A 12,068-nucleotide genomic window follows, 5' to 3' on the forward strand; every position below is an offset into this window, starting at 1 on the left:
CATGCTGGTCAAAACGTGGAAAGGCTGTTCGTGGCCCGTCCAGCAGCTCCTGCAATGTCTGCGGACTGGTGATCGCGCCGATCCGAGCGTTCAGCCAGGGCCAGAATGCCGCCAGCAGGTCGTCCTTTGTGGCAAAGTGACGGAAGACGGTACGCCGCTGCACCCCAGCCTTTTCGGCGATCGCCTCGGCGGTGATCTCATCTGCCGCACCATCCGCATCCATCAGCGTGAACAGAGCGGTGAGGATCGCCTCGCGCGTTTCTCGGGCTTTCTCTTCGCGCACGGGGCTGTTATAAGCACGGGCGGTGGACATGCGGCTTCTCCTAATTCGCGGCACGGCATGTGCCACGAATTCCACCGCCTGTCAATTGGTGTCACATCGAGTGACTCAAATTCTATGATGGGTTAAATCTGGCGCTTCAGGTTTGCTGTCAGAGGCAATGCCCTGCCCGGCTTCCTGCGCTCGGCCCACCGCGCCGGCGCGCTCGACATCGCCTTCAAGCGCATGGGCGACATGGTGCTGGAGGACATGGACCTGATCGACCGCGGCCTGCCGCCGCTGCGCTCCAAGCGCGCCGAGCGCGAGACGGTGTCGCGCATGCGCTCCAAGCCTGTGACCACAAATTGAGCTTAAGGCTGCTGCCCTAGGAGATTGAGAGCTTGATCAGGTCGTGAGGGATGCCAGAGGCTCGGTCTTGCATCGGGCCAGGCGGCGGTCCTGCCCGGTTCGTCGCGGTGCTTTGTAGGCCTGCAGTGCTTTCGATGACGAATTGGCTGAAAACGGCGACAAGCGCGCCGACGCCTAGAAAGAGCAGCGCCATGAGCGGTCGCTATGGGAAGAGTGATCGAACCGATGTTTGAAGCCTCGTTGCAACATGGAGCCTGCCAAACTGGAAGTGGGCAGGTCGGTCGAAAGGCCGGAGGAGCGCCGATCCCCGCTGGATTACCGGGGATCAGGGGCGCGCTATTGCACGTGCCAGCCAATGGTCCAGCTTGCGGTGGCTGCCGGTCAGGATCCTCACGGGGTAGAGTCGGTCCCTAAGGCAGGCGAAGGGACATCAGGTGAACTTGGGAACCTTACTGCGATCTCTCCCGCCGGACGGCGCGAGATGATCGAGGCGACCGATGAGCGGCGCGGCAGGGGGCGGAGTCTTCATAGTAGTCCGAGGGCGGGAAAGCCGTCCACATGGCGAAGGAAGACAGTGAGTGAAGCAAGCCGGCAGCAGGTGGGCCGATGAAGCCCGATGCGGTGAATCCCGCGTTCGTCCTCGACATGCAGCGCAAGCTAGCTTCACAGGTGGAGTGTCGCGGATGCCGACAAGGTGTTTGCTCGAGGTCGCGATAGGCGCGGCCCGAAACACAAGGAAAGGTAGAGTAGGAGCACAGCGCCTGTCCGCCTTGCGAAATGGCGGTCGATGGACCGGAGGCAATCGACCCGCACCCGGAGGGCCGGAATGCAATGGAGGGCGGCCAGGGCGAGGCTTTCTTGTCCCTTGAGGAATGACGGCGATCCGGGGTCCCCGCCACGCTTGCGTGGTGGGGTGGCCCCGGCAGGGGAAGAAAACGAACCGGCCGTTGCGGGTGTGAGAGCGAGACGGAGCGAAGCGGAGACGGCCTTCGGTCAGACCAGCCACATCGAGGACGCCGTGGGCGAGCCCTTACGGAAATCACCCGGGATGTCGACTGGCAGTTCTACCGTCGCCGTGACCCAACACCAGCATGGCAGGCTAACAGAACAGTTCTGCGGCCTCGTCCTGCAGCCAAGGCATGGGTTTCGCCGTCGGACGCCCACGGAAGGCCGGAGTCTCCATTCCTTCGCGGGTCGAATGACACCTCGCAACCATGGATGAAGCCGTGCGAGGCCGTCCACTCTCGGGCTGTGGTGGTCGTCTGAACCAAACCGAGAATTCTGCACCGATAGAGGCGACGGCAGGCGCACGTGTTGTCTGACTGGACCGCCGGGTCGGAAACCGCCATCACACGCCGGATCGAAGGCGAACGTTGGCAGGCCGCACTGGCGGATCGCGAGCGAATGCGCTATATCTGACTATCTGACTAGGTACGGGATTATGAGCAAGGGAATCAAGCGAGACTCTGGACAACGGAAGGGGCGAGCGAGTGACGCTCGTGTCGGCCGGTGGAAGTTGGAGGATGCCAAGGCGCGCTTCAGCGAGGTGGTGCGACACGCGCGCAGCGACGGACCGCAGCGCGTGAGCGTGCGCGGTCACGACGCGGTCGTGGTCGTCAGCGTGGAGGAATTCGATCGGCTCGCGCCGTCCCGGCCGAAACAGCCCTTCCTGGAGTTTATGGAGAGCCTCCATCTCGGCGATCTCGACCTTGCACGTGAAGAGGATCCCGGCCGGGATGTCGATCTGTGAATGGTTGGCTCCTCGACACGAACGTCGTCGCCGCATTGATCAATCCCACTGGAGCGCGATCAGTGAAGGCATGGGCCGGGGGTCAACTGGAGGAGACCTTCTTCCTGAGCGTCCTGACACTAGGCGAGTACGACAAGGGCATCTACAACCTTGCCGACGATCACCCCGATCGCCCACGCTACATCGCCTCCCGCGATGCTTTGGCAGCCCGCTTCGGCGAGCGTACCCTCTCCGTAAGCGATGAAATAATTCGCCGGTGGGGCCGAACATCGGGAGCGGTCAAGCGCGAAACGGGCCATGCGCCACAGGTAATCGATACACTCCTGGTCGCGACCGCAGTCGAGCACCACCTCTACCTGGTGACACGCAACGGGAAGGACACCAAGGGTTCCGGCGCGACGGTGTTCGATCCATGGAACGACGATCCGGCGCGATTTCCTTTGAGTGAGCGAAAGCGATCGGGCGGCTGATGCGAGGAGACCTCGTGCGGAACCGATAGCGCGAGCGGCAACATCCAGCCCGCAATGAGCGATCCCTGGATCGCCAAAAACACACCTACTGGGAAAGCAACGGGCAGGTGAGCCGCCGCATTCACGTGACCAGCAAGTAATTGAAGACGTTCAATCCATCCTTAGATGGGCAAGTTTTTCTTGCGCCGCCTGTCCAGCCACCCCCGTTGCATGGCGGGTGATTGGACATTTTTGTGGGAGACAAGTTCAGTATGTTAACGGCCCGTCCATGGTGCACGCTCGTTAGGAACCTTGCCGGACTGTGGTTGTCCTTCCTTCGTGGCTACGACGGGTAGAGGCAAGGGAAGCCGTGTAATTGGCATCCAAGGTCATTTCGCTATTCTCGATTCCAGCAGCGAATCCGCGGGTAGGATCACGGTCCGGGTTTTGATTGGCGCCGAGAGAGGCTCCTGTCGACAAGGTGAGGACGGCCAAAATGCTATGAGTTTGTTCATTGTATTTTTCCTTTCTTATAATGAGCAGACCGCCTATCGGCGCCTCGCGCAGCATTGACTCCTGCTTGCGAGACCGCTGTCGGCTTTCTGTCTCGTCACCATGACGAGGCTCTTGCTCACGATTGAACCCTATGCTGAGCCTGTCGCAGGAGTTTGCCCGAGTGGCATCGAGATGTATGCGAATGTACGCGAGAGCCTCGCAGTCCTTGGATTTCGCTCGCTTCGACAAATTTGGATACAATTTTACTTGGCCGCCTATCCGTGTGGGCGGCCACATACGGATAGGGGCCGTCATCAGGTCCGATAGGTGTGAGCCGCCCAAGGAGCGAACTGTCGCAGTTCCACCAGGACGCTGCTTGCCAAGGTGGCGCGGAGTGCCTGGCCGACGTCACGGCCGCACGGCCGGCGTCTCGACCGGCAGGCCGCGCGCCCGTTCGATCAGATAGAGTTCCAGGTCGACGAATTCGGGCGTGCCGAAGGCGAAGGGCTCGGACCTGACCCCTATCATGCAGTTGCGCAGGCGCCGCTGCAGCGAACCGACCGTCTGCCACTCGAAATCGGTAGAGCGGATAACCGGTCGGATGCGCTTGCGGGATGGCACTGCCGCCGAGCCCGTTTGCCCCAATTGTCCTCGTGGCAGGGGCGCAGGAGAGATCGAGTTGGCCGATGCGGCTCAGGAACAACCGCCGGCCGTTTTCGCGAAAAGGCGCGAGCCGGGCGTCCGTCGCCGGCGTGACTGGCATGCCGCGCGATTGATGCGCCACATAGGTTGTCAGAGCGAGCAGCGCGTCAGACTCCGACGCCAGCGGCTCGGCCTGCTGCCGCTCCGGCCGCGCGGTGCCGTTTTCGCGGCCAAGGCAGCCCGGCGCCCTCCGCCACCAACGCGTCCCGTCACCGTAACGACCTATATTGCAGCGAACCCCACACCATTAACCAGTCGGCCACCCCTGCCTCGGAACACCCCTGACCTGGCTGCAATTACGCACGCCGCCGGGCGTAACCACGCAGTATCGACAGACGCACAGGCAAAGATTGCGGAGGCAATCAGCCGGGTCGCCAAGGTCGCCGCGAAGGCGGCCAATAAATCGGAAGCAGACGCTGGCTTGCGTGATCTCGAGATGGCGTTGCAGGGGGTTGATTAGCGCTTAATGTAGTCGGGGAACTGTTGGCTTATAAGGCCGATGATAGAAAGAGTGCCGGACAGGTGTTTGCGGAGTGCGGTCGTGGCAGCAAGCGGATCGCCGGAGCGGATAGAATCCACGATGTTGTGGTGGTCTTCCACCACTGTCTGCATTTTGCCGGGCATCGGCAGATTGAGGCGACGCAAACGGTCGATGTGCACGCTCTGTCGGCGAACCGTGAACCACAACTCCATTATCTCCGCTCGCTCATAGACTGTCCGGTGGAAGTCTCGGTCCAACGAATCGAACAAGTCGTAAGTTTGGGGAGAGGTGACCCGTTCTTGGCGCGCAAGGACAATTAACAGCGCGTCGGCTGTCTCGACGGGACTTTCCAACGTCAGCCGTCGCACCGCCTCCAGTTCGATGGACAGTCGCATAAATTGCGCTTGCCTTGCATTTGCTATGTCGATGCGGGCAACCACCGTCGCATATTGTGGATAGACCTCGATAAGGCCTTCTTCCTGAAGACGCATCAGTGCATCGCGCACAGGGGTCTGGCTGACCCCGAATTCGAGTTGCAGCGACGCGCGCGACAGCACAGTGCCGGGTACCAACTCCAGAGAAAGAATGCGCTTTCTCAGAATTTCATGGATCTGGAGCGCCACCTGTCGTGACCTGTCCAGGACGCTTTCCTTTAGCCTGCCGCTCATGCCTGTTGCCTCGATTCCGATATCGACATCGCTTAAAGCATAGATTTCGGCTTGATGCACTGATGCATTAGTGCTTTAAGCACAGCTGCCGCGTTTTTTGGCGGCCGCGCAGTCTTTGCGCTTCGACGGTCATTCGGGAGGAATTCATGCGATCGCTCATACGCGGCATCACCGCGCTCGGTATCATCCTTGGCCTCGGCTCATCGGCGCTTGCGCAGGAGAAGACCGACGTCTCAATCACCCGCCAGCCCGGCATCCTCTATCTCGCCAGCCACGTCATGGAGACGCAGCAGCTGATCGAGAAGCGCGCCGCCGAAGACGGCGTCAAGGGCGTCAAGGTCGCCTGGCGGACCTTCAGCGGCGGCGGCGCGCAGACCGATGCGCTGCTCTCCGGCAACGTCGACATCGTCAACACCGGTACCGGCAACCTGCTGCTTCTCTGGGACCGCACGAGGGGCCGCGTGAAAGGCATCTGCACGAACTCGGCGCAGCCGGTCATCATGGTTTCGCGCGATCCGCACATCAAGTCGTTGCAGGACATTGGCCCGGACGACAAGATCGCCGTTCCGACCGTCGGTGTCTCGACACAGGCGATCCTGCTTCAGATGGCCGCTGCCAAGATGTACGGCGACAAGGACATCCATCACTTCGACGCCAACACCGTTCAGATGGGCCACCCCGATGCGATGGCAGCGCTGGCCAACAGCAAGCACGAGGTGAAGAGCCACTTCTCCGCCCCGCCCTTTCAGTATCTCGAGCTGAAGACGCCCGGCGTCCATGAGGTGACCAGTTCGCGCGACATCATCGGCGGCGACCTGAGCCAGGGCACGTTCTTCACGACGACCGAATTCGCCGAGGCCAATCCGACGATCGTCAAGGCGATCCGTCAGGCGACCGCCGACGCCATCGCCTACATCAAGAAGGACCCGAAGGGGGCGCTGGAGGACTACAAGACGATTTCCGGCGACAAGACCAGCATCGACGACCTGATGGCGATCCTCGAAGAACCGCACATGATGGAGTACCGGATGGACCCTCAGGGTACGATGAAGTTTGCCGAGCATCTCTACAACATCGGCACGTTGAAGACGATGCCGACGGCCTGGACCGACTACTATCTGCCGGAAGCCACCGATCTGAGCGGCAACTGACCGTACGAACCGGGGCGGCCGCCAGGACGCTGCCGCCTCTTGCAGAACCAGCTACGGAGGAGTGGCCATGCTCCAGACCACCAAGCCCATCGCTTCGTCGGGTACCCAAGCGGCTGCCGGCACTCCGCTGCTCAACGTCGACAAGGTGACGCTGCGCTACAAGACGCCGAACCTCCTGATCACGGCAACCGAGGACGTCTCGTTCGCCGTTGAGCAGTCGGACCGCTTTGTCTTGCTCGGCCCTTCCGGTTGTGGCAAGTCGACGCTCTTGAAGGCCATTGGCGGCTACATGACGCCGGTCAGCGGCATCATCTCTATCAAGGGCCGAGCGGTGAAGAAGCCGGGCGCCGACCGGATGATGGTCTTCCAGGAGTTCGACCAGCTCCTGCCGTGGAAGACGGTTCTGGAAAACGTCATGTTCCCGCTGCTCGTCGCACGCAAGCTTCCGCGCGCGGAAGCCGAGACAGTTGCCCGCGAGTATGTCGATAAGGTCAAGCTAACGCGTGCCGTCGATACCTATCCGCACATGCTGTCGGGCGGCATGAAGCAGCGCGTGGCGATCGCCCGTGGCATGGCGATGCAGCCCGACATCCTGCTGATGGACGAGCCGTTCGCCGCCCTCGACGCCCTGACCCGCCGCCAGATGCAGGACGAATTGTTGCAACTGTGGGAAGACACGCGCTTCACCGTGATCTTCGTCACCCATTCGATCGCCGAGGCGATCAAGATCTCCAACCGCATCCTGCTGCTGTCGCCCCATCCCGGTCGCGTGCGCGCCGAAGTCCGCGACGTCGAGAGCGTGCGCGACGATCCGCTCGCCGCCACCGAACTCGAACGGCAGATTCACTCCATGCTCTTTTCCGAGCCGGGACATCGGGAGTAAATCATGGCCCCGCAAATCATCGTCGCCGCCGACCTTCCCCCGCGCAGCGGAAATGTCGATGCCATCGAACAGAAGCTCGGAGTGTTCGAACTGCTCTGGCAGTCCGGCGTCTTCCGCAAGACGCTTCTCATCGTCGTGCTTGCCGTCATCTGGGAGATGTATGCGCGCCAGCTCGACAACCCCCTGCTCTTCCCGACGCTCACCGACACCTTCAAGTCGCTCTACGCCAATTTTGCCGACGGCGTGCTTCCGACGCGCGTCTGGACGACGCTGAAGATCCTGGTGACAGGCTATGTTCTGGGCACCGCGCTGGCGTTTGTCCTGACGATCCTTGCCATCAACACGCGCATCGGCACCGACTTCCTCGAAACGATGACGGCGATGTTCAATCCGCTGCCGGCGATCTCGCTGCTGCCGTTGGCGCTGATCTGGTTTGGCCTCGGCCCGTCGAGCCTCGTCTTCGTACTGCTGCACTCGGTTCTGTGGGCCGTTGCGCTCAACACGCACTCCGGCTTCCTCGGCGTCTCGCGCACTCTGCGGATGGTCGGCGCCAATTACGGGCTGACCGGCCTCCCGTACGTGATCCGCATCCTCGTGCCGGCCGCCTTCCCGTCAATCTTGACAGGCCTCAAGATCGGCTGGGCTTTCGCCTGGCGCACGCTGATTGCGGCCGAACTGGTCTTCGGCGTCTCTTCGGGACAGGGCGGCCTCGGCTGGTTCATCTTCGAAAACCGCAACCTGCTCGACATTCCGGCCGTCTTCGCCGGCCTGCTGACGGTCGTCATCATCGGCCTCGTCGTCGAAAACCTGATCTTCCAGACGATCGAGCGCAAGACGCTGCAAAAGTGGGGCATGAAGGAATAGTAGGCCCAACGCCGGGCAACCAATTTTCCATCCGAATTTTGATCGGGTTTCAGACATGACGACAAGGAAGAAGACGCAGGAACAGTTGAGAAGCGCGCGCTGGTTCGCGCCCGACGATCTCAGGAGTTCCGGACACCGTTCCCGCACGATGCAGATGGGCTACGCGCCGGAGGAATGGATCGGCAAGCCGGTTATCGCCATCCTCAATACCTGGTCGGATGCCCAGCCCTGCCACGCGCACTTCAAGACCCGCGTCGAGGATGTCAAGCGCGGCGTCTTACAGGCTGGCGGCTTTCCGCTCGAACTTCCTGCGCTGTCGCTGTCGGAAAGCTATGTCAAGCCAACGACGATGCTTTACCGCAACATGCTGGCGATGGAGACGGAGGAACTGCTGCGCTCCCATCCCGTCGACGGCGCCGTGCTGATGGGCGGCTGCGACAAGACCACGCCGGGCCTCGTCATGGGCGCGCTGTCAATGGGCCTGCCGATGATTTTCCTGCCCGCCGGCCCAATGCTGCGAGGCAATTATCGCGGCGAACATCTCGGCTCCGGCTCCGACGCCTGGAAGTTCTGGGACGAACGCCGCGCCGGCACCATATCAGCCGACGAATGGGTCGATGTCGAAGCCGGGATCGCGCGATCCTATGGCCATTGTATGACCATGGGAACGGCCAGTACGATGACCGCGATCGCGGAGGCGATGGGACTGACCCTGCCCGGGGCAAGCTCAATCCCGGCTGTCGATTCCAATCATATCCGAATGTCGTCAGCGGTTGGCCGCAGGATCGTCGCCATGGTCTGGGAGGATCTCATCCCGTCCAAGATCCTCAACAAAGCGGCCGTTTCCAACGCCGTCGTGGTGGCGATGGCGACGGGCTGTTCCACCAACGCCGTCGTTCATCTGCTGGCTATGGCGCGACGGGCCGGAGTCGCCCTGACGATGGAGGATTTGGATGCAGCGGGGCGCAACACCCCCGTGCTGGCCAACATAAGGCCGACGGGCTCGGCCTATCTTATGGAGGATTTCTATTACGCCGGTGGTCTCCGGGCGCTGATGTCCAAGCTGTCATCAAAGCTCGATCTGTCAGCCATGACTGTCTCTGGCCGCGCCCTCGGCGAAACGCTCGAGGGCGCCAAGTGCTACAATGACGATGTGATCCGATCGCTTCACAATCCTGTCTATCACGAAGGCTCGTTGGCAGTGCTGAAAGGCAATCTCGCGCCAACCGGTGCTGTCATAAAACCCGCCGCCTGCGATCCGCGTTTTCACCAGCATGAGGGTCCAGCTCTGGTTTTCGACAACTATCCCGACATGAAAGCCGCCGTCGACGACGAAAATCTCGACATCACTCCCGCTCATGTCATGGTTCTGCGGGGCGCCGGACCGCAAGGCGGCCCGGGCATGCCGGAATGGGGAATGCTGCCGATGCCGAAGGCGCTGCTGAAACAGGGGCATCGCGATATGCTGCGCCTGTCCGACGCGCGAATGAGTGGTACCAGCTATGGCGCCTGCGTCCTGCACGTCTCGCCGGAATCCCATATTGGAGGCCCGCTGGCCCTACTGAAGAGTGGGGACATCATCAAGCTGGATCTGGCTGCCCGTCGCATCGATATGCTCGTCGACGACGCTGAACTCGCCCGCCGCCGGACCGAGTGGCGAAAGCCTGCGGAAAAGATCGGCCGGGGCTACGGATGGATGTTTGGCCGCCACATTCGCCAGGCCGATACAGGCGCCGATTTTGACTTTCTGGAAACCAGCTTCGGCCCCTCAGCGCCCGAGCCCGACATCTATTGACCGTCAAGGACTGGATTATGACCAACTACACGCTGAGCAAGGAAACTCGAGATAAATATATGGCCGTCGCGACCCCGACCATAGCCACGGCCCTGTTCAAACGCGGCTTGCGTAATCAATTTATCCAGGATGTGCGGCCGCTGTCTTCGAAGAAGGCAAACATGGTCGGCCAGGCATTCACCCTGCGATACATTCCAGCGCGCGAGGATCTCAACCAGGTCGAGGTTTTCAAGAACCCCTCGCATCCGCAACGCGCCGCTGTCGAGCAGTGCCCGCCCGGATGCGTTCTCGTCATGGATAGCCGCAAGGATGCTCGCGCAGCATCGGCCGGCTCAATCCTGATTTCGCGACTGCAGGTACGCGGGGTCGTTGGCGTGGTTACTGACGGCGGATTTCGCGACAGCCCCGAAATCGCCGAACTCGACATCCGCGCCTATCACAACCGCCCGTCAGCGCCGACGAACCTGACACTCAATCAGGCACTTGATATCAATGTGCCGATTGGTTGCGGTGACGTGGCGGTCTGGCCGGGCGACGTCCTGGTCGGCGACAATGAAGGCGTCATGGTCATTCCGGCGCATCTAGCCGATGAGATTGCCGCCGAGACGGTGGAGATGACCGCCTATGAGGACTTTGTTCTTGAGAAAGTTCAGAACGGCGCAACCATCATCGGGCTCTACCCGGCAACCAGCGATGCTCCCCGGATCGAATTTGCGGAGTGGCGGAAGCAAAATGGCCGCTGATCGCACCGCAATTGGCGGCTAAACAGGCAAACGTGCGATAAAACTTTGATATGCTCGACGTACAACTAACGGTAGCCCTGCACATCGATAATGCTCCTCACTCAGCAGCTTTGTGATTGTTGCCGCATATCCTGGCGTTTGAATTTCGATGTTGTGACTGCGATATTTGAGACCTGTAACTTCTCCGGGTCAGACCGCGCGCAGGACGTGAGGTTCGGGCTTGAACGGAGAAGGTACGTTCGCTCAGGGTGCCCGCAACCGATAGCGCAGCTGGCCGTCAGCAGACGCTTTAGGATTTCGGCACCGTCTGAGATGGCTCTGTCGCAAACCTCTCGGTGTGCGGAGCATGGCATGGAACGCTCGCAAGGTCGCCATCACAGTTCCGCATTTCCAGGCTGTGGCGCTAGCCGTGGCGACGAGCGACCTGGTCCACTTTGCGCGCCTGGTCGCCGAACGTCTCGAACTGGACATTTTCATGAAACCGATGGAATCGCCGGCAATGGACGTCACCATGTACCGGCACTGCCGATTGGACCGCGACGCCGGTAATGTCTGGTTGCGCGATTCCGCACTTCGGTCACACTATCGACTCCGGTCACAGGGCCGACGGCCTGCGGTCTTGAGTTCACGCATTCCAGTATGCGAATGGGGCTCGTAACCCCGTATAGCTGACCCGGCAGAGCGCAAGGCGGAAAACCCGCGTGTTGCATCGTGTCCATCATTCGCTTCCGCTCGGAGTCGCTCCACCCAGGTTCATTGAAGAAACCCTCGATGGTCAATTCCGGATATTTCGCGAGGGCCTTGGCCACCCACTCCTTGGCCTCCTCGTCGCGGCCGAGTTCAGCATAGACGGCTGCGCGAACAATCCAGGAGAAGCGGGTATAGTTTTCGAGCGGTTGTCGCTCCAGAACATGGAGCGCGTCTTCATATCGACCTGCCATGAAATAGGCATATCGGAATCCGTTGGCGGCCCACGGGGGGTAGTTGGGATTGAGCCGGATCGCCTTGTCCGCGGCCTCCGCTCCGCGCTCGGGTTTGCCGAACGCGTTTGCCCACAGCGCATAGAGGGTCATGACGTCGGCGGAGCCGGGATTGAGGCGAAGGGCGATCTCGAACTCTGCCTCTGCCCGCTTAAGATCGTTCATATCTCCAAGGACGATCGCCATGATTGCGTGCGCATGCGCGTCCTGCGGGTCGATCTCAAGTGCCTTTCCGGCCGCAGCGAACGCCTCAGGCTGAACCTCGGCGCGTTTTGCGCCAAAGCCCGGCAGCGCGTCGTAGGCAGCCGCCATCTCGACCCATGCCCGCGCAAGCCTCGGGTCTATCGTGACGGCTTGCCTGAAGAGCGGAATGGACGCCTCGATGCTCTCCTTGGGATCGTGTCCCAGGAAGTGGTGTAGCTGACGGCTTGGTCGCCGCGTTCTCCGGCATGGGGCCGGGCTGATCAGCGTGCCACGGC

At 61.3% G+C, this 12,068-nt stretch carries 11 protein-coding genes and 2 pseudogenes; 8 read left to right on the plus strand and 5 right to left on the minus strand.

The window, feature by feature from the left end; translation table 11 throughout:
- Positions 1-313: TetR/AcrR family transcriptional regulator (locus tag NKH03_RS32715; RefSeq protein ID WP_352972998.1), on the minus strand; the 313-nt coding region annotated here is incomplete at its 3' end.
- A 129-nt stretch (positions 314-442) separates the two neighbouring features.
- On the opposite strand from NKH03_RS32715, the pseudogene NKH03_RS32720 reads away from it, so the two are divergent.
- The 3 genes and pseudogenes from NKH03_RS32720 to NKH03_RS32730 all read left to right on the plus strand — a co-directional run.
- Positions 443-628, plus strand: a pseudogene (locus NKH03_RS32720) (hydroxyacid dehydrogenase); the annotation flags it as partial.
- Positions 629-2,069: 1,441 nt separating this feature from the next.
- Positions 2,070-2,378 (plus strand): type II toxin-antitoxin system Phd/YefM family antitoxin, encoded by a 309-nt coding sequence (locus NKH03_RS32725; protein ID WP_352973000.1) that lies wholly within the window; start codon positions 2,070-2,072, stop codon positions 2,376-2,378.
- Positions 2,375-2,848 (plus strand): type II toxin-antitoxin system VapC family toxin, encoded by a 474-nt coding sequence (locus NKH03_RS32730; RefSeq protein ID WP_352973002.1) that lies wholly within the window; start codon positions 2,375-2,377, stop codon positions 2,846-2,848. Before NKH03_RS32725 ends, NKH03_RS32730 begins: the two co-directional genes overlap by 4 nt.
- Positions 2,849-3,730: 882 nt before the next feature.
- On the opposite strand, the gene NKH03_RS32735 is transcribed toward NKH03_RS32730, so the two are convergent.
- From NKH03_RS32735 to NKH03_RS32745, 3 genes and pseudogenes are all read right to left on the minus strand, one after another.
- A complete protein-coding gene (locus NKH03_RS32735; protein ID WP_352973004.1) occupies positions 3,731-3,967 on the minus strand; it encodes a hypothetical protein in 237 nt (78 codons plus the stop codon).
- 157 nt (positions 3,968-4,124) lie between these two features.
- Positions 4,125-4,250, minus strand: a pseudogene (locus NKH03_RS32740) (hypothetical protein); the annotation flags it as partial.
- Positions 4,251-4,480: 230 nt separating this feature from the next.
- The gene (locus tag NKH03_RS32745; protein ID WP_352973007.1) at positions 4,481-5,173 is read right to left on the minus strand and encodes a GntR family transcriptional regulator; all 693 of its coding nucleotides are present in this window, start codon (positions 5,171-5,173) and stop codon (positions 4,481-4,483) included.
- A gap of 146 nt (positions 5,174-5,319) precedes the next feature.
- Here NKH03_RS32745 and NKH03_RS32750 point away from each other — a divergent pair, with 146 nt between their 5' ends.
- From NKH03_RS32750 to NKH03_RS32770, 5 genes are all read left to right on the plus strand, one after another.
- Positions 5,320-6,324: an ABC transporter substrate-binding protein gene (locus NKH03_RS32750; protein ID WP_352973009.1), complete on the plus strand. Its 1,005-nt coding sequence runs from the start codon at positions 5,320-5,322 to the stop codon at positions 6,322-6,324.
- Positions 6,325-6,391: 67 nt separating this feature from the next.
- Positions 6,392-7,207: an ABC transporter ATP-binding protein gene (locus NKH03_RS32755; protein ID WP_352973011.1), complete on the plus strand. Its 816-nt coding sequence runs from the start codon at positions 6,392-6,394 to the stop codon at positions 7,205-7,207.
- A 3-nt stretch (positions 7,208-7,210) separates the two neighbouring features.
- The gene (locus tag NKH03_RS32760) at positions 7,211-8,071 is read left to right on the plus strand and encodes an ABC transporter permease (protein ID WP_352973013.1); all 861 of its coding nucleotides are present in this window, start codon (positions 7,211-7,213) and stop codon (positions 8,069-8,071) included.
- A 55-nt stretch (positions 8,072-8,126) separates the two neighbouring features.
- On the plus strand, positions 8,127-9,866 hold the full coding sequence (gene araD, locus NKH03_RS32765; protein WP_352973015.1) for an L-arabinonate dehydratase: 1,740 nt from the start codon (positions 8,127-8,129) through the stop codon (positions 9,864-9,866).
- A 17-nt stretch (positions 9,867-9,883) separates the two neighbouring features.
- The gene (locus tag NKH03_RS32770; RefSeq protein ID WP_352973017.1) at positions 9,884-10,609 is read left to right on the plus strand and encodes a ribonuclease activity regulator RraA; all 726 of its coding nucleotides are present in this window, start codon (positions 9,884-9,886) and stop codon (positions 10,607-10,609) included.
- A gap of 506 nt (positions 10,610-11,115) precedes the next feature.
- On the opposite strand, the gene NKH03_RS32775 is transcribed toward NKH03_RS32770, so the two are convergent.
- A partial coding sequence (locus tag NKH03_RS32775; protein WP_352973019.1) for a tetratricopeptide repeat protein occupies positions 11,116-12,068 on the minus strand: 953 nt, incomplete at its 5' end.

Origin of the sequence: Mesorhizobium sp. M1406 (assembly GCF_040317555.1) — a bacterium.
Classification (GTDB): domain Bacteria; phylum Pseudomonadota; class Alphaproteobacteria; order Rhizobiales; family Rhizobiaceae; genus Mesorhizobium.

Bases quoted from the DNA above. Each gene is read 5' to 3' on its own strand.
- NKH03_RS32760 (WP_352973013.1), top strand. From the start codon at position 7,211: ATGGCCCCGCAAATCATCGTCGCCGCCGACCTTCCCCCGCGCAGCGGA.
- NKH03_RS32755 (WP_352973011.1), top strand. From the start codon at position 6,392: ATGCTCCAGACCACCAAGCCCATCGCTTCGTCGGGTACCCAAGCGGCT.
- araD (WP_352973015.1), top strand. From the start codon at position 8,127: ATGACGACAAGGAAGAAGACGCAGGAACAGTTGAGAAGCGCGCGCTGG.
- NKH03_RS32770 (WP_352973017.1), top strand. From the start codon at position 9,884: ATGACCAACTACACGCTGAGCAAGGAAACTCGAGATAAATATATGGCC.
- NKH03_RS32745 (WP_352973007.1), bottom strand. From the start codon at position 5,173: ATGAGCGGCAGGCTAAAGGAAAGCGTCCTGGACAGGTCACGACAGGTG.
- NKH03_RS32725 (WP_352973000.1), top strand. From the start codon at position 2,070: ATGAGCAAGGGAATCAAGCGAGACTCTGGACAACGGAAGGGGCGAGCG.
- NKH03_RS32750 (WP_352973009.1), top strand. From the start codon at position 5,320: ATGCGATCGCTCATACGCGGCATCACCGCGCTCGGTATCATCCTTGGC.